Here is a 21,392-nt window from a genome sequence, read left to right as displayed (position 1 = left end):
ACCGCGCCGACAAAGGATCCGTGAGTACCCTTGCGCACACCATGATGACCGCCGCCCGCTCCACCGACTCCGGTCTGGCCGGCCCGGGCGATCTCGACCGCTACCCCTACGCCGAGGCCCATGTGGTCGACCGCGTCGGAGCCCCCGCCTGGGAGAGCGCGGACCCGGAGCTGGGCCGCGTGGGCCGACGCGCCGCGGGCAGCCGCGGACGCGGGCTGCACGGCCAACTCGTCCAGCAGCTGGGCCAGATGATCGTCTCCGGCGATCTGGGCGCCGACCGTCCGCTGGTGCCCGAGGAAATCGGCCAGCGTTTCGAGGTCTCCCGCACCGTCGTCCGTGAGTCGCTCCGGGTCCTGGAGGCCAAGGGCCTGGTCAGCGCTCGCCCGAACGTCGGTACGCGTGTGCGCCCGGTCAGCGACTGGAACCTGCTCGATCCGGACATCATCGAATGGCGCGCCTTCGGGCCGCAGCGCGACGATCAGCGCCGCGAGCTGAGCGAACTGCGCTGGACGATCGAACCGCTCGCCGCCCGCCTCGCCGCCGGGCACGGGCGTGAGGACGTCCAGCAGCGGCTCGCCGACATGGTGGAGATCATGGGCCACGCCATGGGACAGGGTGACGCCATCACCTTCTCCCGCGCCGACGCCGAGTTCCACTCCCTGCTGATCCAGGTTGCGGGCAATCGGATGCTGGAGCACCTCTCCGGGATCGTCTCGGCCGCCCTCCACGTCTCCGGCGGCCCGGTGACCGGCTGTGACCGGCCGAACGAGACCTCGCTGGCGCACCACGGCAGGATCGTCGACGCCCTCGGTACCGGGGACGGCGCGGCGGCCGAGTCGGCCATGCGCCAACTGCTGACCGTCCACCCCGAGGTGGAGCGCGTGGTGCCCGCGCCGCGCGAACACTGACCGCAGCCCGCGGGCGGCGCGGCCGGGAGATGCCTCCCCCTCCTGGGGCATGGCTCGGCCGCCGAACCGCCTCCGTCGGACCCCGCAGGATCTCCGGGATCCTGCGGGGTCCGACGGCGCCACGGGTCGCGGAGGCCTTGGGAAAGCCCCGATCCCGCCCCCGGGTGACCCTGTATGTCCCTGTCTGACCGCCTTTAGGTGCTTACAGGGTGTGATTCGGACCACGCAGATTGGGCGTAACGCTCGGGGAAACAGCGCGATGACCTAAGAGGTGACAGCCGAGGAGGGAATACGGACGCCGTTTGCGGCGCTGTGCATCTTCCCGGTCCCGCCCGCGCCGTCGGCCCAATCCCCAAGCCGGCGGTCGGCTCCTGTCCGTCCTGGACGGGGCCGGAAGCCGTTTTCCAACGTTCCGAGAGGTTGTTCGTGTCGGCCAGCACATCCCGTACGCTCCCGCCGGAGATCGCCGAGTCCGTCTCTGTCATGGCTCTGATTGAGCGGGGAAAGGCTGAGGGGCAGATCGCCGGCGACGATGTGCGTCGGGCCTTCGAAGCTGACCAGATTCCGGCCACTCAGTGGAAGAACGTACTGCGCAGCCTCAACCAGATCCTCGAGGAAGAGGGTGTGACGCTGATGGTCAGTGCCGCGGAGCCCAAGCGCACCCGAAAGAGCGTCGCAGCGAAGAGTCCGGCCAAGCGCACCGCCACCAAGACGGTCGCAGCGAAGACGGTGACCGCCAAGAAGGCCACCGCCACCGCCACCCCCGAGGCGCCCGCCGCCGACACGCCCGTCGAGGACGACGCCAAGCAGATCGCTGCGAAGAAGGCGGTCGCCAAGAAGACGGCGCCCGCGAAGAAGACCGTCGCCAAGAAGACGGCGGCCAAGAAGACCAGCGCCAAGAAGGACGACGCCGAGGTCCTCGAGGAGGAGGTGCTCGAGGACACCCCCAAGGGCGCCGACGAGCCCGAGGGCGCCGAGAGCGCGGGCTTCGTGCTCTCCGATGAGGACGAGGACGACGCGCCGGCCCAGCAGGTCGCCGCGGCCGGTGCCACCGCCGACCCGGTCAAGGACTACCTCAAGCAGATCGGCAAGGTCCCCCTGCTCAACGCCGAGCAGGAGGTCGAGCTCGCCAAGCGCATCGAGGCGGGCCTGTTCGCCGAGGACAAGCTGTCCAACGCCGACAAGCTGGCCCCGAAGCTCAAGCGAGAGCTGGAGATCATCGCCGAGGACGGCCGCCGCGCCAAGAATCACCTCCTGGAGGCCAACCTCCGTCTGGTGGTCTCCCTGGCCAAGCGCTACACCGGTCGCGGCATGCTCTTCCTGGACCTCATCCAGGAGGGCAACCTCGGTCTGATCCGCGCGGTCGAGAAGTTCGACTACACCAAGGGCTACAAGTTCTCCACGTACGCCACCTGGTGGATCCGTCAGGCGATCACCCGCGCCATGGCCGACCAGGCCCGCACCATCCGTATCCCGGTGCACATGGTCGAGGTCATCAACAAGCTCGCGCGCGTGCAGCGCCAGATGCTCCAGGATCTGGGCCGCGAGCCCACCCCGGAGGAGCTGGCCAAGGAACTCGACATGACCCCCGAGAAGGTCATCGAGGTCCAGAAGTACGGCCGCGAGCCCATCTCCCTGCACACCCCACTGGGCGAGGACGGCGACAGCGAGTTCGGTGACCTCATCGAGGACTCCGAGGCGGTCGTTCCGGCCGACGCGGTCAGCTTCACACTCCTGCAGGAGCAGCTGCACTCCGTGCTCGACACCCTGTCCGAGCGCGAGGCGGGCGTCGTCTCGATGCGCTTCGGTCTCACCGACGGTCAGCCGAAGACCCTCGACGAGATCGGCAAGGTGTACGGCGTCACGCGCGAGCGCATCCGCCAGATCGAGTCCAAGACCATGTCGAAGCTGCGCCACCCGTCGCGTTCTCAGGTGCTGCGCGACTACCTCGACTAGGACGCCGTCGTACGACATCGAAGGCCCGGTCCTCCCGCGTGGAGGACCGGGCCTTTTCGTGCTGTCGCGCAGGTGCGGGCTGTGACGAGCTGGATCACTCTGGGTCTCCCACGACATCCCAGAGTGAGGAGCTCGTATGCGTCGTCCCTTTGTCCGGGCGCTGGCCCGGCCGCTGGCCCTTGTGGCTGCCGCGACCGCAATACCGTTGCTTTCCACTGCTCCCGCGGCCGCCGACAGCGTTGTCATAGGGAGTTTCCCGATCGATGTGTCCGAGAGCCCGTGGACGGTGGCGCTCTCCAGTCGTGACCGGTTCGGAGGTACGCGTGCGGGGCAGTTCTGCGGCGGTGTGGCCATCAGCCGTACGACCGTGCTCACCGCGGCCCACTGCATGGGCGAGGACGTCCTGGGGGCGCCGCCGGAGCGCGTCCACGACCTCAAGGTCATCGCGAACCGTACGGACCTGCTTTCGGACCGCGGCCGGGAGATCTCGGTACGTGACGTCCAGGTGAGTCCGACCTTCGACAGCGACAGCAACGCCGAGGACTTCGCCGTGCTCACCCTCTCCAGACCGCTGCCGCGCAGGTCGGTCATCGCAATGGCGGCCGCCGGCGATCCTGCGTACAAGCCGGGCACCAGCGCGACCGTCTCCGGGTGGGGCGATCTCACCGGCGGCGGGGACTATGCGCACACGCTGCGGGCGACACGCGTGCATGTGCTGCCCGACGCCCGGTGCCAGGAGGCGTATCCAGGCAGCGCCGATGGCACGTACCAGGCCAAGAGCATGCTGTGCGCCGGGGAGGCCGGAGGCGGCCACGACGCCTGCCAGGGGGACAGCGGTGGGCCCCTTGTCGCCCAGGGCAAGCTCATCGGACTCGTGTCCTGGGGAAGCGGCTGCGGTCGTGCGGGCAGCCCCGGCGTCTATACGCGCGTCTCCGAGGCCCTACGAGGGATGGGTCGGCGGAGCGGGGGCAGGGCCCACTGACGGTGCCCGGACGGCATCTGGGGCGGTACGAGCGCGGGCGGCGCGGTCCCTGAGGCAGGGGCCGCGCCGCCCGTACCGGCCTGTGCCGGAGCTGGCTCGTCGTATGTGCGAGGTATCAGCGCTCTTCTTCGGAGGCGGATGCCGGAACGGACGTCAGCCGCTCCGTCTCGTCCTGTATCTCAGCGGCGATCTTCTTGAGTTCCGGCTCGAACTTGCGGCCGTGGTGGGCGCAGAAGAGCAGTTCTCCGCCGCTGAGCAGGACAACGCGCACGTAGGCCTGCGCGCCACAGCGGTCGCAGCGATCGGCGGCCGTCAGTGGGCTCGCGGGGGTCAGAACAGTAGTCACGTCGCCTCTTCTCTAGCTCGACGAGCTGTCGTACCAGGGTCAACATCCAACCAGCCCTAAAACGTTCCCGCCCCGGGCTTTTCCTCGAAAAAATCTTTCGAGGCCGGCTGTCTGCTGCCGGTTGGCGGCGAATGTGCCGTATTGCGTGTCTGTGTGTCGTACGGGTTCGCGCAGTCTGTCAATGTCAGGTCCTCCCGGCTGGCTTGCCGGTTGTTCATGAGGACGTGCCCGGAGCCTAAATGGTTCATGCCTCGAAGGGAACGTGATATGTACTTCACTCCATCGAGGGATCGAACATGCATGCGACCGTGGACTAGTCTTAACTCCAGACGAGGGTGGCGTTACAACGGCTCTACCAGGCCTCGGTACCCTCTTGACGGCGACCGAAGCCGGGTCCTTACCCACCAGGGCCCCACCTGAAATTCAGCGAGGAGCGAACCGCGTGACCGCCGAGACGTCCGTGCCGTCCACAGCGCTGCTGGCAGGAGCAGACCGGGACGGTTCCAACTACACCGCGCGGCACCTGCTCGTCCTTGAGGGGCTCGAGGCCGTGCGCAAGCGCCCGGGCATGTACATCGGGTCGACCGACAGCCGCGGTCTGATGCACTGCCTGTGGGAGATCATCGACAACTCCGTGGACGAGGCCCTCGGGGGCTACTGCGACCACATCGAGGTGATCCTCCACGACGACGGGTCGGTGGAGGTCCGGGACAACGGCCGGGGCATCCCGGTCGACGTCGAGCCCAAGACCGGTCTGTCCGGCGTCGAGGTCGTCATGACCAAGCTGCACGCCGGCGGCAAGTTCGGCGGCGGCTCCTACGCGGCCTCCGGCGGTCTGCACGGTGTGGGCGCCTCCGTGGTGAACGCCCTGTCGGCCCGCCTGGACGTCGAGGTGGACCGCGGTGGCCACACCCACGCGATCAGCTTCCGCCGCGGCGTGCCGGGTGCCTTCGCCGCGAACGGCCCCGAGGCCAAGTTCGAGGCCAGCAGTGGGCTGCGCAAGGCCAAGCGGATCCCCAAGACCCGCAGCGGCACGCGCGTGCGTTACTGGGCCGACCGCCAGATCTTCCTCAAGGACGCCAAGCTCTCCCTGGAGCACCTGCACCAGCGCGCCCGTCAGACGGCGTTCCTGGTGCCCGGCCTGACCATTGTCGTCCGGGACGAGTTCGGGCTCGGCGAGGGCGGCAGCAAGGGTGAGGAGTCCTTCCGCTTCGACGGCGGCATCAGTGAGTTCTGCGAGTACCTGGCGAGCGACAAGCCGGTCAACGACGTCCTCCGCTTCTCCGGCCAGGGCACCTTCAAGGAGACGGTGCCGGTCCTGGACGACCACGGCCAGATGACGCCCACCGAGGTCACCCGCGAACTCGGCGTCGATGTCGCGATGCGCTGGGGCACCGGCTACGACACGACCCTGAAGTCGTTCGTCAACATCATCGCCACCCCCAAGGGAGGCACCCACGTCGCCGGCTTCGAGCAGGCGGTCACCAAGACGATGAACGAGGTGCTGCGGGCGAAGAAGCTGCTGCGCGTCGCAGAGGACGACATCGTCAAGGACGACGCCCTCGAGGGCCTCACCGCGGTGGTCACCGTCCGCCTCGCCGAGCCCCAGTTCGAGGGCCAGACCAAGGAGGTCCTCGGCACCTCGGCGGCCCGGCGCATCGTGAACACCGTGATCTCCAAGGAACTCAAGGCGTTCCTGACCTCCACGAAGCGGGATGCCGCCGCGCAGGCCCGTGTGGTCATGGAGAAGGCCGTCGCCGCCGCCCGGACGCGCATCGCGGCCCGCCAGCACAAGGACGCCCAGCGCCGGAAGACGGCCCTGGAGTCCTCGTCGCTGCCCGCGAAGCTCGCCGACTGCCGCAGCGACGACGTGGACCGCAGCGAGCTGTTCATCGTCGAGGGGGACTCCGCGCTCGGCACCGCCAAGCTCGCACGGAACTCCGAGTTCCAGGCGCTGCTGCCGATCCGCGGCAAGATCCTCAATGTCCAGAAGTCATCCGTGACCGACATGCTCAAGAACGCCGAGTGCGGCGCGATCATCCAGGTCATAGGAGCCGGCTCGGGCCGGACGTTCGACATCGACGCGGCCCGCTACGGCAAGATCATCATGATGACCGACGCCGATGTGGACGGCTCGCACATCCGGACCCTGCTGCTGACGCTGTTCCATCGGTACATGCGGCCCATGGTCGAGGCGGGCCGGGTCTTCGCCGCGGTGCCGCCGCTGCACCGCATCGAGATCGTCCAGCCGAAGAAGGGCCAGGACAAGTACGTCTACACGTACTCGGACCGTGAACTGCGCGACAAGCTGCTGGAGTTCCAGAGCAAGGGGATCCGCTACAAGGACTCCATCCAGCGCTACAAGGGCCTCGGCGAGATGGACGCCGACCAGCTGGCCGAGACCACCATGGACCCGCGGCACCGCACCCTGCGCCGGATCAACCTCTCCGACCTCGACTCCGCAGAGACGGTCTTCGACCTGCTGATGGGCAACGACGTGGCACCGCGCAAGGAGTTCATCTCCAGCTCGGCGGCGACGCTGGACCGGTCGCGCATCGACGCGTAGCGGCTGCACTCGGCCGGGGCCGGGCCGGGGTCGGACCCGGCGGGGGCGGCCGGTGTGCCGGGTGTCGGCTCCACCCGTGGGTGGAGCCGACAGCGGTGTCCGGATCCACCCCCGATCCACCCCTGCTCCGATCTGCTGACCTGGGAACTTCCGTAGCGTCGAAGGCGTCGACAGCACTCGCTGCCGACTCCCCTCTTCGCTCACGGAGGCTCTGATGTCCGGGTTCGTCAACGCGCTGGCGATCGCGGCTGTCGTCGTTCTCGTAGTCGTGCGACAGTTCCGCGCCCAGCAGATCGGCGTCGGCAGGCGCTGGTGGCTGCTGCCCGTGGTCCTCGCCTTCGTGGCCCTGCGTGAACCCGGTGTCCTCGACGCCCACCACCCCACGGAGTCGGTCGTTCTGCTGGGCGCCGAACTGCTCGTCGGCCTGGCCACCGGGGCCGGATGGGCCTGGACGACCCGCATATGGACGGAGCCGGACGGCACCGTGTGGAGCAAGAGCACCAAGGCGAGCGTGGCGGTCTGGATCGCCGGTATCGCCCTGCGTGTCGGCCTCTTCGCGCTCGGCATGCTCTTCGGAGTCCATCAGGGCAGCTCCGCCCTGCTCGTCGCCCTCGCGGCCACCCTGCTGGTCCGCTCCGGGATCCTGGTCTGGCGGGCGCAGTCCATGGCTCCCGCGGACGGTGGGGGCACGGCGTACGGTGACTTCATGGTCCGCCCGGCGCGGAAGGAGCGCGTGTGACGCAGAACGCCTGGATGCGCTGGCCCTCCCGGGAGGCGCTCGGGCGGACAGGCATCTCGCGACCGAGGCGCATGCTCGCCTGGGCCGTGAGAGTGTTCGCCCTCGCCATCCTGCTGTGGGGCGCCTTCGACAGCAGCCGGGTCCACGGCTGGGTGACGGTCGTGGGTGGCCTCGGTGTGGTCGTGGCCGGAGTACTCGCCTGGGCCCTTTACCGGACCACGTTCCAGCACCGGCTCTGGCCCTCCCTGGCCATCCTGCTTCTGCTCATGGGACTGGCCGTCGGGGCCCAGGCCCTGGGCTTCCGGGCGCCGGCCCTCGTCCTCTGGTGCGGCTGCGCCGTCACCGCGCTGGAACGGCTGCCGCTGGCGGTCGCCTGGCCGACGGCCTCCGTGGCCCTCGCGTCCTACGCCGCGGTCAACAACGACGTGTGGCTGACCACTGCGGCGACTACGGCGGGCCTGGCCCTGGCCGGTTACGTCCTGCGCCTCGACGCCGAAGCCCGCGGGAGCGCCCAGCGCCTGCTGGCGCAGGAGCGTGCCGCCCGGGCCGCGGAGACGGAGTCGGCGGCGCTCGCGGAGCGGGCCCGGATCGCACGGGAGATCCATGACGTGCTGGCGCACAGCCTCTCGGCCCAACTCGTGCACCTCGAGGCAGCCCGGCTGCTCATCGAGCGAGGCGCCGGCCGGGACCAGATCCTGGAGCGGGTGGTGGCGGCAAGGGGAATGGCCCGTGACGGACTCGACGAGACACGGCAGGCGCTCTCGGCGCTGCGCGGGGAGCTGACTCCGCTGGAGGACTTCCTCTCACAGCTCGTCGGTACGTCGGCCGGTGCCGAGGTCACCATTACGGGTGAGCGCAGGCAGCTGCCCGCGGAGGCGTCGCAGGCCGTGCGCAGGGTCGCGCAGGAAGCCCTGACGAACGTGCGCAAGCACGCGCCGGGGGCCAAGGTGCGGCTGCGGCTCGACTACAGCGACCATCAAGTGACGCTGGATGTACGGGACTCGGGCGGCACGCCGGGCGAACTCGCCGGGGCGGGCGCCGGGTACGGTCTGCTGGGCATGCGCGAGCGTGCCGAGCTGTTGGGCGGCTCGCTGGAGGCCGGACCGGACGAGGAGGGGTTCGCGGTGACGCTGAAGGTGCCCGTATGACGGAAGGGGCGGAGCAGCGGCCCGCGCGCGTGGTGGTCGCTGACGACCAGACCGTGGTGCGTGAGGGCATCGTGATGCTGCTGGGCCTGTTGCCCGGGATCGAGGTCGTCGGGGCCGCGGGGGACGGGGACGAGGCCGTGCAACTCGTGGCGGAACTCGCCCCGGACGTGGTGCTGATGGACCTGCGCATGCCGCGCTGCGACGGTGTGGAGGCGACCCGGCGCATTCGCGCGGAGTATCCGGGAACGCAGGTCGTGGTGCTCACCACGTACGCCGATGACGAGTCCCTGTTCCCCGCGTTGCGGGCCGGGGCACGGGGCTATCTCACCAAGGACGCGGGCGGTGACGAGATCGTACGGGCCGTGCAGAGCGTGCTGTCCGGGGACGCCGGGCTGTCGCCGAGCATCCAACGGCGGCTGCTGGAGCGGCTGTCCGGCCCGGAGCCCCAGCCGCCGGCTGTGACGGAAGCGCCGGACGGGCTCACCGCGCGCGAGACCGAGGTGCTGCTGCTGATCGCCGACGGCCTCAGCAACCAGGAGATCGCCCGCAAGCTGCACGTCTCCACCGCGACCGTGAAGACTCACATCAACAACCTCTTCACCAAGACGGGGCTCAAGGACCGTGCCCAGGCGGTGCGTTACGCGTATGCGAAGGGGCTCGCGCGGCCACCGGCGGGATGAGTCACCTGATGGGGTGAAGAGCGCGGAGAAGCAGAGTCGGGGATCTATCCGTTCTGTCCATCCTTGGGCATGCAGTCAAGCAATGGCCGTCCCTGCGGAGGCGGGGGTGGCGCCGATGGTTCGGCCGGGCACCGCGATCACGACCCGTCCCCTGCAGCGGCTTCCGGAGGTGCGAGGTACGACGACCCGTGGTACGACGCGCTCGCCTCCGGATGGGGCGAGTCGGACGGCGTCGCAGGTGTCGGACCCGAGCCTGAGCCTGCAAGCCGGCCGGGGGAGGACGAGACTGCCGCTGCGGCCGAGGTGTATCTCGAGGTGCAGCGCAGCGCGGCGTTCCAGGAAGTGCGCAGCAGATACCTCAGGTTCGTCGTGCCGGGAGTCGCTGTCTTCCTCCTCTGGTACGTGGCATACCTCGTGACCGCCACCACCGCGCCCGGGTTGATGGCGTATCCCGTGGCCGGCGCCATGAACGTGGCGATGCTCGCCGGGCTCGGGCAGTTCCTCAGCACCTTCCTGTTCGCGTGGGCCTACGCCCGGCATGCGCGGCTGCGCCGCGATCGGGCGGCGCTCGAACTGCGGTGGAACACACAGGAGTTGACGCGCGGGGTTGGGGGTGGTGCGTTGTGACGGGCGGCCATCAGACCCTTGCGCTGTTTCTGTTCAGCGTGTTCGTCGCCATCACGCTGGCGATCACGACGTGGGTGAGCCGCAACCGGCAGGGCTCGGCGGAGGAGTTCTACGCGGGCGGGCGTCTTTTCTCACCCATGGAGAATGGTTTTGCCATCGCGGGCGACTACATGTCGGCCGCTTCCTTCCTGGGCGTCACAGGGCTCATCGCGCTGTTCGGATACGACGGACTGCTGTATGTGGTCGGCTTCCTCGTCGCCTGGCTGGTGGTGCTCTTCCTCGTCGCCGAACTCGTGCGCAACTGCGGGCGGTTCACGCTCGCCGACGTGGTCGCGGCACGCATGAGCGAGCGGCCCGTGCGGATCGCGGCGGGAACTTCCTCGGTCACCGTGTCCGTCCTGTATCTGGTGGCGCAGATGGTGGGGGCGGGGAGCCTGGTCGCGCTGCTGCTCGGGGACACGAGCACGGCTGCGCGGGCCTGGACCGTCATCGGTGTCGGCGCTCTCATGGTGATCTATGTGTCTCTGGGAGGGATGAGGGCCACCACCTGGATCCAGATCGTCAAGGCGGTGCTGTTGCTCGCCGGCACGGTCGCGTTGACCGTGCTCGTTCTGCTGCGCTTCCACGGCGACTTCGACCGGCTGCTGCTGACGGCGGCCGCGCGCAGTGGTCACGGCGATGCGTTCCTGGCCCCGGGTCTCAAGTACGGCGGGGACTGGACCGCCCGCCTGGACTTCATCAGCCTGGGGCTCGCCCTGGTGCTGGGCACGGCGGGGCTGCCGCACATTCTGTCCCGCTTCTACACCGTGCCCACCGCCCGGGCGGCGCGGTGTTCGGCGCTCTGGTCGATCGGGCTCATCGGGGGCTTCTACCTGATGACGATCGTCCTCGGCTTCGGGGCGGCCGCGATCGTGGGACCGGATGCGGTACGCGAGTCGAACGCGGCCGGGAACACAGCCGTCCCGCTCCTGGCGCTCGCTCTGGGCGGGGGCGCGAACTCCACGGCAGGAACGGTTCTCTTCGCGGTCGTCGCCGCCGTCGCCTTCGCCACGATCCTCGCGGTGGTCGCCGGAATCACGCTCGCCTCCTCGGCGTCCGTGGCCCACGACCTGTACGCGTCACTGCGGCGCAGCCGTGCCGAGCCGCGCAGCGAAGTGGCCGTGGCGCGCGTCGCCTCGGTCGGCATCGGCGTGGTCGCGATCGCCCTCGGTCTGCTGGCCCGTGACCTCAATGTCGCCTTCCTGGTGGGCCTCGCCTTTGCCGTCGCCGCGTCCGCGAACCTTCCAGTGCTGCTCTACTCGCTGTTCTGGCGCGGCTTCACCACTCGCGGTGCCGTGTGGGCCGTGTACGGCGGGCTGGTCCCCGCACTCGCCCTGGTCGTGCTGTCCCCCGTGGTCTCGGGCAGTCCGGAATCGCTGTTCCCGGCCGTCGACTTCCAGTACTTCCCGCTGCAGAACCCAGGCCTCGTGTCGATCCCGATGGGCTTCCTCGCGGGCTGGCTCGGCACGGTCACCTCCGACGAGGTTCCCGACGAGGCCAAGCACGCGGAGACCGAGGTGCGGGCGCTGACAGGGGCGGGGGCCGCGTAGGAAGCGCCGCCCTCACCGTCGTAGACAGACGCCTCGTTGTCGTCGTGCAGTCTGCCGCGCCGTTGTACGGCGCACAGCGCGGACGTCGGGCTACGGCGTCACCCACGCGTACCGGTGTTCCGGGCGCCCGGTGTCGCCGTACTTGAGGGAGAGGCGGAGGCGGCCGGCTTGTTCCAGGTGGCGGAGGTAGCGCTGGGCTGTGGAGCGGCTCAGGCCGGTCTCCGCGGCCACCTCGTGGGCCGAGAGCGGGTGTTCGGCGTGGTGCAGGACCCGGCAGATCAGGTCGGTCGTCGGTTCCGAGTGGCCGCTGGGCAGGCCTGGTGACGACGGTGCCGGCGCGGTGCGCAGGGCGCCGAAGATCCGGTCCACCTGCTCCTGGCCTGCGATGCCACGGCCGCCGACGCGGTCGACGGTGCGGCGCAGCGCGGCGTACGAGTCGAGGCGGGTGCGCAGGGCGGCGAAGGTGAACGGCTTGACGAGATAGTGCAGCGCGCCGAGGCGCATCGCGGCCTGCACGGTCGCCACGTCGCCGGCCGCGGTGATCATGATGACGTCCGTGCCGAGGCCCTGTTCCCGCATGCGGTGGACGAGTTCGAGGCCCGTCTGGTCGGGCAGGTAGTGGTCGAGCAGGACCAGGTCGATGGTTCCGCGCTGCACGCCGGCCAGCGCCTGGGCAGCGCTGTGTGCGCGGGCGGCGACCCGGAAGCCGGGAACCTTTCCCACGTACTTGGCGTTGATCTCGGCGACGCGGAAGTCGTCGTCCACGACCAGGACGTCAATCATCGGGCCTCTTTCTGTCAAGGCCTGGCGAGCGTTGAGCCCGTGTTTCGGCTCCGCTGTTGTAGCGCGCGCAAAACGAGCACAACAGTCTGTTGCAAGCAAAAGAACGGCATGCGCTCACAAGGCTGCTGCTGCGGCCCCGGCCACATCTACCGTCCCCGGCCATGAGCGCAGACACCAGCCCCGCCATCCAGCTACGGGGCGCGAGCAAGATCTTCAGGACCCCGTCGGGGGGTCTGCACACGGCCGTCAGGGAGCTGGACCTCACGGTCGGGCGTGGCGAGTTCGTGGCCGTCGTCGGCCCCACGGGGTGCGGCAAGTCGACCACCTTGACCCTGGTCAGCGGGTTGGAGGAGCCCACCGAGGGCGAGGTTCTGGTTGCCGGGGAGCCGGTTCGCGGCGTCGGCGGCAAGGTCGGTTTCGTCTTCCAGCAGGACGCCACCTTCCCCTGGCGCACCGTGCTGTCGAACGTCGTGGCGGGCCCGCGTTTTCGTGGTGTGCCCAAGTCGGAGGCGAAGGAGAAGGCGCGTGAGTGGCTGGCCCGGGTCGGGCTCGCCGCCTTCGAGGACCGCTACCCGCACCAGCTCTCCGGTGGCCAGCGCAAGCGCGTCGCACTCGCCGCGACCTTCGTCAACGACCCGGAGATCCTGCTGATGGACGAGCCGTTCTCGGCGCTCGACGTGCAGACCAGGGCGCTGATGTCGGACGAGCTGCTCGAGCTGTGGGAGGGCACGGGGGCCTCCGTGGTCTTCGTCACGCACGACCTGGAGGAGTCGATCGCGCTGGCGGACAAGGTCGTCGTCATGACGGCAGGCCCGGCCACCGTGAAGCAGGTCTTCGACATCGACCTGCCGCGGCCGCGCAAGGTCGAGTCGGTGCGCCTGGAGCCGCGGTTCATCGAGATCTACCGCGAGATCTGGGAGTCCCTCGGCGAAGAGGTCCGCATCACCCGTGAGAGGGGTGCCGCCCATGTCGCCTGACGTCATGCCCGAAGCACAGGTCGCGCTGACCTTGACCGAACCCGGAAACAAGACGGACCGTGCGCAGTCACGCGCGCGTGCCGCCCGTAGACGCAAGATCGTCGTCACGGTCACCCGCGTACTTCTCCTGGTCGCCGTGCTGGGTCTGTGGGAGTTGCTCGCCCGGACCGAGGCCATCGACCCGTTCAACTTCTCGATGCCCTCGAAGGTCTGGGACCAGATCTACACCTGGGTGACACACGGGACCGCCATCGGGTCCCTGGGCGAGCAGATCTGGTACACGCTGTACGAGGCGCTGCTCGGCTGGGTCCTCGGTGTGATCGCCGGTGTCCTGTTCGGCATCACCCTCGGACGGATCACCTTTCTCGCCGATGTCCTTGGTCCATACATCAAGGTGCTCAACTCGATACCCAGGATCGTCCTTGCTCCGATCTTCATGATCTGGTTCGGACTCGGTCCCGCCTCCAAGGTCGCGTCGGCGGTCGTCCTGGTCTTCTTCCCGGTCTTCTTCAACGCCTTCCAGGGCGCTCGTGAGGTCGACCGCAACCTTGTCTCCAACGCCCGGATCCTCGGCGCGAGCGACCGCAGAGTGACCCTTCAAGTGGTCGTGCCGTCCGCCACTTCGTGGATCTTCACCAGCCTCCATGTCAGCTTCGGCTTCGCTCTCATCGGCGCCATCGTCGGCGAGTACATCGGCGCGACGAAGGGCGTCGGCCTGCTCATCTCGCAGTCGCAGGGGACCTTCAACACGGCCGGTGTGTACGCGGCCATGGTCATCCTCGCCGTCGTCGCACTCGCCGCCGAGGGGCTGCTGACCTTCGCCGAGCGCCGCATCTTCCGGTGGAAGCCGTCGGGTTCCGACAGCTGAACGCCCTCACAAGCCACTCCCCGGTCTTTTCCGCACCGCCCTCTCACAAGGACGTGAACCCTCATGCGCAAGTCCGCCAGATACACCACCCTGGCCGCCGCCGGCCTGCTCACCCTCTCCTCGCTCACCGCCTGTGCGAACGAGGCGGCCAGCACCACCTCCACCAGCAAGGGTGACGGCAAGGGCACGAAGGTCAAGATCATGGTCGGTGGCCTCGACAAGGTCATCTACCTGCCCGCGATGCTCACCCAGCGGCTCGGCTACTTCGACGCTGAGGGCCTCGACGTGGAGATGCTGAGCGAGCCCGCCGGTGTCCAGGCCGAGACCGCGCTCGTCTCCGGGCAGGTCCAGGGGGCCGTCGGCTTCTACGACCACACCCTCGACCTGCAGACCAAGGGCAAGTCGGTGGAGTCCGTGGTCCAGTTCTCGCACGCGCCCGGCGAGGTGGAGATCGTCTCCAGCAAGGCGGCGGGAGACATCAAGTCGCCCAAGGACTTCAAGGGCAAGAAGCTCGGGATCACCGGTCTCGGCTCGTCGACCGACTTCCTCACCAAGTACCTCGCCGTCAAGAACGGGGTGAACGTCAGCGAGTTCACGCCGGTCGCCGTCGGCGCGGGACCGACCTTCATCTCGGCGCTCCAGAAGGGCGCCATCGACGGCGGCATGACGACCGACCCGACCGTCGCCACCATCCTCGACAAGAAGGCGGGCAAGGTCCTCCTCGACATGCGGACGCCGGAGGGTTCCCAGGAGGCGCTCGGCGGCCCCTACCCGTCGTCAAGCCTGTACATGCAGACGGACTGGGTCAACAGTCACAAGGACACCGTCCAGAAGTTGGCCAATGCATTCGTCAAGACGCTCACGTGGATGTCCACCCACAGCGCGACGCAGATCGCCGACAAGATGCCCGCCGACTACTCACAGGGCAACAAGATCCTGTACGCGGCAGCCATCGAGAGCACACTGCCGATGTTCACCAAGGACGGCGTCATGCCCAAGGACGGCCCCGAGACCGTCGAGAAGGTCCTCAAGGCGTTCAACCCCAACATCAAGAACGCCAAGGTGGACCTGAGCAAGACGTTCACCACCGAGTTCGTGGAGAAGGCCGCGGGCTGAATCCGTATAGGGGAAAGGGCACGGCCCCTTCCCCCGCCCCCACCGGCCGTGCCCTCAGGCGCGGGTCGCCCACACGTAACGGTGTTCAGGGCGGCCCGCGTCGCCGTATTTCAGGGTGAGCCGGGCCCGCCCCGTGCGCTCCAGGAGCTTCAGATAGCGCTGGGCGGTCTGGCGGCTCACTCCCGTCCGGTCGGCGACCTCCTGGGCCGACAGCGGCCCCTCGGCGCTCATCAGGGACTGACGTACGAGTTCCGCGGTGGTGGGGGAGTGACCCTTGGGCAGTCCCGGCTCAGAAGAGGCCGACAGGGCACCGAAGATGCGGTCCACCTCGGCCTGCTCCGCCTCGCCGCCGCCGTCGAGCGTGCGGCGCAGCTCCGCGTACGCCTCCAGCTTGGCGCGCAGGCCCGCGAAGGCGAACGGCTTGACCAGGTACTGCAAGGCGCCGTGCCGCATCGCGGCCTGCACGGTCGACACGTCACGGGCCGCCGTCACCATGATCACGTCGCTCTGGTGGCCGCGCCGGCGCATCTCCTGGACGACCGCGAGACCCGTGTCGTCGGGCAGGTAATGGTCCATGAGGACCAGGTCGAGACGGGGCAGCGTCTCCAGCTGACGGAGTGCCTCGGCGGCGCTGTGCGCCTCGCCGGCCACGTGGAAGCCCGGCACCTTCTCGACGTAGGCGGCGTTGACCTGGGCGACCCTGGTGTCGTCGTCCACGACCAGGACCTCGATCATCGCGACTCCTCCTTGACGGTCGTGTCCGCGGCTGCCGTGAGGGCAGGCTCCGGCGCCGGCTCGGTCAGTGCTTCCGGCAGGACGACGGTGAACTCCGCCCCGCCACCGTCCGCTTCGCCCACCGTCGCGCTGCCGCCCTGCCGCTCCGCGAGCCTGCGCACCATGGACAGGCCGATGCCGCGCTTGCGGTGGGCGGGCGGTTCCTTCGTGGACCACCCGTCAGTGAAGATCAACTCGTGTTGTTCCGCCGGGATTCCGGGCCCGGTGTCGCGCACCCTGAGGACGGCGGTACGCCCTTCGGTGCGCAACTCGACCTCCACGCGCGCGTGGAGGGTGCCGGCGACCGCGTCGAGCGCGTTGTCCACCAGGTTCCCGACGATGGTGACGAGCCCCCTGGGGTCGATCAGCCGGTCCGGGAGCCGCGTCCGGTCCGAGACCCACAGGGCGACACCGCGCTCGGCCGCAACGGTCGCCTTGCCGACCAGCAGCGCGGCGATCAGCGGGTCCTGGATCTTCTCGGTGACCTGCTCGGCCGTGACCCGGTGGTCTCCGACCACCTCTCCGACGAACTCCACGGCATCGTCGTACATCTCCAGTTCGAGCAGCCCCAGGAGCGTGTGCATACGGTTGGCGTGCTCATGGTCCTGGGCGCGCAGGGCGTCGATCAGGCCGCGCGTCGAGTCGAGTTCCCGGCCGAGCTGCTCCAGTTCGGTGCGGTCGCGCAGGGTGGCCACGGCGCCGCCGTCGTCGGTGGGCATGCGGTTGGCGACCAGGACGCGCTGGCCGCGCACGGTGAGCAGGTCGGTGCCCGTCACCCGGCCGGCCAGGATGTCGGCCGTACGTCCCTGGCCGAGCGCCTCGTCGGGGGACCGGCCGACGGCGTCCGCGTCGATGCTCAGCAGCCGGTGTGCCTCGTCGTTCAGGAGGCGTATCCGACCGGCCCGGTCCAGGGCGACGACGCCCTCCCGGATGCCGTGCAGCATCGCCTCGCGCTCCGCGAGCAGCGCCGAGATGTCGGAGAAGGCCAGGTCGCGGGTCTGCCGCTGGACCCGCCGGGAGATCAGCCAGGCGGCCAGCGCACCGACGGCCAGTGCGCCGCCGGCGTAGGCGAGCAGTCCGGGGATCGCGCCGATGAGGTCGGCCCGCACGCTGTCGTACTTGATACCGACCGAGACCGCTCCGATGATCTTGCCGTGGCTGTCCCGCAGGGGCACTTTGCCGCGGGCCGAGCGGCCCAGGGTGCCGCTGTCGATCTCCATGACCTCTTTGCCGGCCAGGGCGTCGTGCGGGTCGGTGGAGACAATGTTGCCTATCTCCGACGCTGTTGGATGCGACCAGCGCACCTTGTGCAGGTCCAGCACCACGATGTATTCGGCGTGTGTGGCCCGCCGGATCCGCTCTGCTTCCTTCTGCACCGGGCCGTCCCTGGTCGGCGGGGTGTGCAGGAGCCCCTCGGCGATCTGCGGGTTCTGCGCAGTGGTCTCGGCTATGGCGAGCGCCTGGCGCATCGCCTCCTCGTCGAGCTGCTTGCTCAGCGGAGCCAGGAACAGTCCGGTCGCGAGCACCGCGACCCCCGCGGCGATCGCCACCTGCATCAGCAGCACCTGCGAGAACACCCGCTTGGGCAGACCGAGGCGCAGGCGGCGGGCTGGGGGAGTGGGGCTCATACCCACGACGGTACGTGGACGTGCCGAAGCTGCCGTAGGGGGTGTGGCATGCATCTCTTGATCAATGCTGCGCCAAACCGCCGAAGCATGGAGCGGGCCGGTCAACTCGCGAGCGCGGTCATGCTCAGCTCGTGCACCGCCAAGACCTCCATCCGCGCAGGTGAACCGAGAATCGACGTCCCACAGCTCTCCGGGCGGGGCGGCAGGGCCGCGCCCTGCGCCACCTCGACGCGCCACCGGCGTCCGTCCGCGTGAGCGACGGTCACCTGCCAGCGCGGCGCGGCCCCGTCCGTTCGTACGACGCTCAGGGCGTCCGCCGCGTACTCGCGCACGGCCGAGCGCACGGCCAGCTCGGCCGCCTGACCGGGCCGCTCCCAGGCGGAGCGCCCGCGGCAGCCCTCGACGACGATCTGTCCCTCCTGGACGCCATGCAGGACCTTCCTGACGGCGGGGGCCTCGGCGCGGCCGTACGCGTACCCGTGCGGAAGGACGAGCAGTGTGGGCGAGAAGCGATGGCCACCCAGATGGGTGACCTCCCAGACCCCCTCCACCTCGGTGGCGGCGAGCTCGGCCGCGAGCGGGCGACCGAGCAGCGCGCAGCAGCGGTCGCGCTTGCCGTTGGTGCAGACGAGGGCGAGCGGAGCACCGGCGTGCGGTCGGGCATCGAGCGCCGTGTCGAAGGTGTGGTGCGCGCCTTTGCCGAGCGCGGTGAAGTCGAGGTCGAGCAGGGCCCGCGGATCGCGGACCGTTGCCGAGTGCAGCCATGCGTTGCCGGGTGCCGTGTGGGCCGCGTACACCTGCCGCGCGGTGGGAGTGCCGCAGTCGGCGTGCCGTCCGGGGCGGCGGATCAGCGCGATGCGTACGCCCGTGCCCTCGGCGGCCGCCTCCAGGGCGCGGCCGAGGGCCGGATCGAGGTGGCTCGAAGTGAGCGCCTTGGCGCCCCAGGGACCCGGCTGCTCCAGCAGCAGCCAGGTCCTCGCGGTGGCCGCGGTTCCCGAAAGGGGCTCGTCGAGCTCCCGGGACACGATTGAGCACGTACTCACAGAGGTGAGCCTAACCTGACTTGGCTCCCCGCGACTTCCGGCCGCGTCCGTGTCCTGCGCCGACAGGGGTCGATCCTGCTACGGCAACGGCTGGGGCGGCTTCGGGCCGACGTAGTGGCCACTGGGCCGCATGCGCAGCGGGCGTTCCCCGTACTCCTCGAGCGCATGAGCGATCCAGCCCGCCGTACGCGCTACGGCGAAGATGGTCTCGCCCGCGGTGGAGGGCATGCCCGAGGACGCGGTGAACACGGCCAGGGCCAGGTCGACATTGGCGTGCAGCGGAGTGTGGCGGGCGGTGGTGGTCACGATGTCGCGGGCCGCGGCCAGGGCGGGGGCGGCGCGGGGGATCTCCTCCAGGAGGCCGAACAGGACACGCGCGCGTGGGTCCTCGCCGGGATAGAGCCGGTGACCGAGCCCCGGGATGCGGCGGCCCGCGCGCAGCTCTTCTGCGATGACGGGGGCCGCATTGCCCTCGTCGAGCACGTCGAGCAGCAGCCGGTGGGCGAGGCCGCTGGCCGCTCCGTGCAGGGGGCCTTCCAGCACGCCGAGCCCGGCGGAGACCGCCGCGTAGGCGTGGGCGCGGGCCGAGGCGGCGACGCGCACGGCGAGCGTCGAGGCGGCGAGGTCGTGGTCGACGAGCAGGGCGAGCGCGGTGTCCAGCACGCGCAGCGAGGCCTCGTCGGGGTCGACTCCGGTCAGCCGCGCCCACAGGCGGTGTGCCAGCGGGCCCTCGTCACGGTGGCCGCGCCGGGCCGGCGGCAGGGCCGCGACCAGGGTGGGGATGAGCGTGCGCGCGGTGCCGAGCACGGCGTCCTCGGAGAGGTCGAAGCGCAGCGGGTCCGCCACCGCGGCGGCGATCGCCGCAACCCGCAGCCGGTCGGTCGGTCCGGTGTGTTCGGGCAGTGTCTCGACGGCGCGGCGGGCCAGGGCGACGGGGGCCTCGGGTGCGGTGAACACCACGCCGGGGCGCAGCCGGCCGGTCCACAGCCACTCGGCGACCTCTTCGTAGGAGTGGCGCGTGGCCAGTTCGGTGGCGTCGACGCCGCGGAAGAAGTACCGGTCCGTCTCGATGAGTGTGATGCGGGTCCGCACGGAGAGGTCGCCGCCCGATGGTGAACTGCCGCTGCTCTCGCGTCTGTTGCGCCGGGCGAGCGCCTCCACCTCCTTGACGTCGAAAGTGCTGCCCCGGCCGCCGGGGACGCGGCGGCTGCCGAGCTGGCCGCGGCTCACGTACGCGTACACGGTCTCGGGCTTCACGCCCAGCAGTTCGGCGGCTTCCTTGGTGGTCAGCCGGCGGTCGGCGTGACCGGCGGAGGGGTCTTGATCGCGCATGGGGTCACCGTATCCGCATCACGACGCATGGATCCAAGGCATTGATTCAATCAATATTGACAGCGAACTAGTCAAGCATCGACAGTTGAATCAAGTCCAGGGAGGAATCATGTCCGTCAACAGGTCAGCCGCCACCGTCGACGTGCCGCGGGGGCTCGCCGGTGTCGTCGTCACCGACACCGAGATCGGGGACGTCCGGGGGCTCGAGGGCTTCTACCACTACCGCCAGTACTCGGCCGTCGAACTCGCGCAGACCCGCGGCTTCGAGGACGTCTGGCATCTCCTGGTCCACGGCGAACTGCCGGACGAGGCGCAACGCGCGGCGTTCACCGACGAAACGGCCGCCCTGCGGGGGCTTCCCGACGAGGTGCGGGCGGCCCTGCCCGCCATAGCGGCGGCGAGCGGGCGGTCGGGCCCGCTGGCCGGTATGCGCACCGCGCTGTCGCTGCTCGGTGCGGCGAAGGGCTTCCGACCGGTGTACGACATCGACGCGGCCGCCCGCCGTCAGGACACCCTCGTGGCGGCTGCGGCCGTGCCGACCCTGCTCACGGCGCTGCACCGGCTGGGTCGCGGTCTCGAACCGGTGGGGCCCCGGGGTGATCTCTCCTATGCGGCCAATTACCTCTACATGCTGACGGGTTCGGTGCCGGAGCCGAAGCGGGCCCGGGCGGTCGAGCAGTACTTGATCTCAACCATTGATCACGGCTTCAATGCGTCAACCTTCACGGCGCGGGTCATCGCGTCGACGGGAGCGGACGTCGCCGCCTGCCTGGTCGGAGCCGTGGGGGCGCTCTCCGGTCCGCTGCACGGTGGTGCGCCCAGCCGTGCGCTGGACACTCTGGACGCGATCGGCACCCCGGACCGCATCGACCCCTGGATCCGCGAACGCGTCCTCGTCGGCGACCGCATCATGGGCTTCGGCCACCCCGTGTACCGCACCGAGGACCCCCGTTCCCGGATGCTCCGCGAGGTGGCCCAGAGCTTCGGCGGCCCGCGCGTGGAGTTCGCCGTGGAGGTCGAGCGTCACGTCGAGAGCATCCTGGCGGAACTGAAGCCAGGCCGCGAACTCCACACGAACGTCGAGTTCTACGCGGGCGTGGTCATGGAACTGTGCGGCCTGCCCCGCGAGATGTTCACCCCCACGTTCGCAGCGGCGCGGGTGGTCGGCTGGAGCGCGAACATCCTCGAACAGGCGGAGGACTCGAAGATCATCCGGCCGGTGGCGCGGTATGTGGGGCCGGGAGCGCCGGTGGCGGTGCCCGGGGCGGCCTGAGACATACGTGCGGCCCGGTGCTTCTGGCGCCGGGCCTACGGTGAGGACAGAGCAGCG

General features: G+C 69.7%; 19 protein-coding genes. 13 read left to right on the top strand and 6 right to left on the bottom strand.

Annotation, left to right across the window (positions count from 1 at the left end):
- Positions 1-20 precede the first annotated feature (20 nt).
- The 3 genes from ACWCRD_RS27900 to ACWCRD_RS27890 all read left to right on the top strand — a co-directional run bounded on the left by ACWCRD_RS27900 (position 21) and on the right by ACWCRD_RS27890 (position 3,846).
- Complete coding sequence (locus ACWCRD_RS27900; RefSeq protein WP_450968517.1) at positions 21-908, top strand: FadR/GntR family transcriptional regulator; 888 nt, start codon at positions 21-23, stop codon at positions 906-908.
- A gap of 426 nt (positions 909-1,334) precedes the next feature.
- Positions 1,335-2,864, top strand: coding sequence for an RNA polymerase sigma factor (locus ACWCRD_RS27895; RefSeq protein ID WP_450968516.1), 1,530 nt, complete (start codon positions 1,335-1,337; stop codon positions 2,862-2,864).
- 136 nt (positions 2,865-3,000) lie between these two features.
- Entirely contained in the window at positions 3,001-3,846 is an 846-nt protein-coding gene (locus ACWCRD_RS27890; protein WP_450968515.1) for a S1 family peptidase, read from the top strand.
- Between the two features lie 115 nt (positions 3,847-3,961).
- On the opposite strand, the gene ACWCRD_RS27885 is transcribed toward ACWCRD_RS27890, so the two are convergent.
- The gene (locus tag ACWCRD_RS27885) at positions 3,962-4,192 is read right to left on the bottom strand and encodes a DUF7455 domain-containing protein (protein WP_030945102.1); all 231 of its coding nucleotides are present in this window, start codon (positions 4,190-4,192) and stop codon (positions 3,962-3,964) included.
- 442 nt (positions 4,193-4,634) lie between these two features.
- Here ACWCRD_RS27885 and ACWCRD_RS27880 point away from each other — a divergent pair, with 442 nt between their 5' ends.
- The 6 genes from ACWCRD_RS27880 to ACWCRD_RS27855 all read left to right on the top strand — a co-directional run bounded on the left by ACWCRD_RS27880 (position 4,635) and on the right by ACWCRD_RS27855 (position 11,541).
- Positions 4,635-6,758 carry a DNA gyrase/topoisomerase IV subunit B gene (locus ACWCRD_RS27880; protein ID WP_450968514.1) on the top strand — a complete coding sequence of 708 codons (2,124 nt, stop codon included), beginning with the start codon at positions 4,635-4,637 and terminating at the stop codon, positions 6,756-6,758.
- 214 nt (positions 6,759-6,972) lie between these two features.
- Positions 6,973-7,497: a DUF1453 domain-containing protein gene (locus ACWCRD_RS27875; RefSeq protein WP_450968513.1), complete on the top strand. Its 525-nt coding sequence runs from the start codon at positions 6,973-6,975 to the stop codon at positions 7,495-7,497.
- A complete protein-coding gene (locus tag ACWCRD_RS27870) occupies positions 7,494-8,645 on the top strand; it encodes a sensor histidine kinase (protein WP_450968512.1) in 1,152 nt (383 codons plus the stop codon). Before ACWCRD_RS27875 ends, ACWCRD_RS27870 begins: the two co-directional genes overlap by 4 nt.
- The gene (locus ACWCRD_RS27865; protein ID WP_450968511.1) at positions 8,642-9,325 is read left to right on the top strand and encodes a response regulator transcription factor; all 684 of its coding nucleotides are present in this window, start codon (positions 8,642-8,644) and stop codon (positions 9,323-9,325) included. The genes ACWCRD_RS27870 and ACWCRD_RS27865 overlap by 4 nt, the downstream gene beginning before the upstream one ends.
- Before the next feature lie 69 nt (positions 9,326-9,394).
- Entirely contained in the window at positions 9,395-9,952 is a 558-nt protein-coding gene (locus tag ACWCRD_RS27860; protein WP_450968510.1) for a DUF485 domain-containing protein, read from the top strand.
- On the top strand, positions 9,949-11,541 hold the full coding sequence (locus ACWCRD_RS27855) for a solute symporter family protein (protein ID WP_450968509.1): 1,593 nt from the start codon (positions 9,949-9,951) through the stop codon (positions 11,539-11,541). The genes ACWCRD_RS27860 and ACWCRD_RS27855 overlap by 4 nt, the downstream gene beginning before the upstream one ends.
- 90 nt (positions 11,542-11,631) lie before the next feature.
- Here the strand turns inward: ACWCRD_RS27855 and ACWCRD_RS27850 are convergent, their stop codons facing one another.
- Complete coding sequence (locus ACWCRD_RS27850) at positions 11,632-12,324, bottom strand: response regulator (RefSeq protein ID WP_450968508.1); 693 nt, start codon at positions 12,322-12,324, stop codon at positions 11,632-11,634.
- Between the two features lie 161 nt (positions 12,325-12,485).
- Between ACWCRD_RS27850 and ACWCRD_RS27845 the strand changes: the two genes are divergently transcribed.
- The 3 genes from ACWCRD_RS27845 to ACWCRD_RS27835 all read left to right on the top strand — a co-directional run bounded on the left by ACWCRD_RS27845 (position 12,486) and on the right by ACWCRD_RS27835 (position 15,285).
- The gene (locus ACWCRD_RS27845) at positions 12,486-13,301 is read left to right on the top strand and encodes an ABC transporter ATP-binding protein (protein ID WP_450968507.1); all 816 of its coding nucleotides are present in this window, start codon (positions 12,486-12,488) and stop codon (positions 13,299-13,301) included.
- Between the two features lie 4 nt (positions 13,302-13,305).
- Positions 13,306-14,169, top strand: a complete 864-nt coding sequence (locus ACWCRD_RS27840; RefSeq protein WP_450968506.1) for an ABC transporter permease — start codon at positions 13,306-13,308, stop codon at positions 14,167-14,169.
- A 63-nt stretch (positions 14,170-14,232) separates the two neighbouring features.
- Positions 14,233-15,285, top strand: coding sequence for an ABC transporter substrate-binding protein (locus tag ACWCRD_RS27835; protein WP_450968505.1), 1,053 nt, complete (start codon positions 14,233-14,235; stop codon positions 15,283-15,285).
- Positions 15,286-15,339: 54 nt separating this feature from the next.
- Here ACWCRD_RS27835 and ACWCRD_RS27830 read toward each other — a convergent pair whose 3' ends face one another.
- From ACWCRD_RS27830 to ACWCRD_RS27815, 4 genes are all read right to left on the bottom strand, one after another.
- Complete coding sequence (locus tag ACWCRD_RS27830) at positions 15,340-16,020, bottom strand: response regulator (protein WP_450968504.1); 681 nt, start codon at positions 16,018-16,020, stop codon at positions 15,340-15,342.
- A complete protein-coding gene (locus tag ACWCRD_RS27825; protein ID WP_450968503.1) occupies positions 16,017-17,687 on the bottom strand; it encodes an ATP-binding protein in 1,671 nt (556 codons plus the stop codon). The genes ACWCRD_RS27830 and ACWCRD_RS27825 overlap by 4 nt, the downstream gene beginning before the upstream one ends.
- Positions 17,688-17,788: 101 nt before the next feature.
- Positions 17,789-18,730 carry a sucrase ferredoxin gene (locus ACWCRD_RS27820; protein ID WP_450968502.1) on the bottom strand — a complete coding sequence of 314 codons (942 nt, stop codon included), beginning with the start codon at positions 18,728-18,730 and terminating at the stop codon, positions 17,789-17,791.
- A 78-nt stretch (positions 18,731-18,808) separates the two neighbouring features.
- Positions 18,809-20,062: a citrate synthase gene (locus tag ACWCRD_RS27815; RefSeq protein ID WP_450968501.1), complete on the bottom strand. Its 1,254-nt coding sequence runs from the start codon at positions 20,060-20,062 to the stop codon at positions 18,809-18,811.
- 109 nt (positions 20,063-20,171) lie between these two features.
- Here ACWCRD_RS27815 and ACWCRD_RS27810 point away from each other — a divergent pair, with 109 nt between their 5' ends.
- A complete protein-coding gene (locus ACWCRD_RS27810) occupies positions 20,172-21,335 on the top strand; it encodes a citrate synthase/methylcitrate synthase (RefSeq protein WP_450968500.1) in 1,164 nt (387 codons plus the stop codon).
- Positions 21,336-21,392 lie beyond the last annotated feature (57 nt).

This window comes from Streptomyces sp. NPDC002092 (assembly GCF_053593775.1).
Note: the sequence above shows the minus strand (reverse complement) of the source record. Positions and strands in the feature narration are given on the sequence as shown.

Excerpts from the sequence above, each read along its gene's own strand:
- ACWCRD_RS27815 (WP_450968501.1), bottom strand. The coding sequence starts at position 20,062 with ATGCGCGATCAAGACCCCTCCGCCGGTCACGCCGACCGCCGGCTGACC.
- ACWCRD_RS27830 (WP_450968504.1), bottom strand. The coding sequence starts at position 16,020 with ATGATCGAGGTCCTGGTCGTGGACGACGACACCAGGGTCGCCCAGGTC.
- ACWCRD_RS27840 (WP_450968506.1), top strand. The coding sequence starts at position 13,306 with ATGCCCGAAGCACAGGTCGCGCTGACCTTGACCGAACCCGGAAACAAG.
- ACWCRD_RS27865 (WP_450968511.1), top strand. The coding sequence starts at position 8,642 with ATGACGGAAGGGGCGGAGCAGCGGCCCGCGCGCGTGGTGGTCGCTGAC.
- ACWCRD_RS27890 (WP_450968515.1), top strand. The coding sequence starts at position 3,001 with ATGCGTCGTCCCTTTGTCCGGGCGCTGGCCCGGCCGCTGGCCCTTGTG.
- ACWCRD_RS27825 (WP_450968503.1), bottom strand. The coding sequence starts at position 17,687 with ATGAGCCCCACTCCCCCAGCCCGCCGCCTGCGCCTCGGTCTGCCCAAG.
- ACWCRD_RS27835 (WP_450968505.1), top strand. The coding sequence starts at position 14,233 with ATGCGCAAGTCCGCCAGATACACCACCCTGGCCGCCGCCGGCCTGCTC.
- ACWCRD_RS27860 (WP_450968510.1), top strand. The coding sequence starts at position 9,395 with ATGCAGTCAAGCAATGGCCGTCCCTGCGGAGGCGGGGGTGGCGCCGAT.
- ACWCRD_RS27875 (WP_450968513.1), top strand. The coding sequence starts at position 6,973 with ATGTCCGGGTTCGTCAACGCGCTGGCGATCGCGGCTGTCGTCGTTCTC.
- ACWCRD_RS27845 (WP_450968507.1), top strand. The coding sequence starts at position 12,486 with ATGAGCGCAGACACCAGCCCCGCCATCCAGCTACGGGGCGCGAGCAAG.
- ACWCRD_RS27810 (WP_450968500.1), top strand. The coding sequence starts at position 20,172 with ATGTCCGTCAACAGGTCAGCCGCCACCGTCGACGTGCCGCGGGGGCTC.
- ACWCRD_RS27850 (WP_450968508.1), bottom strand. The coding sequence starts at position 12,324 with ATGATTGACGTCCTGGTCGTGGACGACGACTTCCGCGTCGCCGAGATC.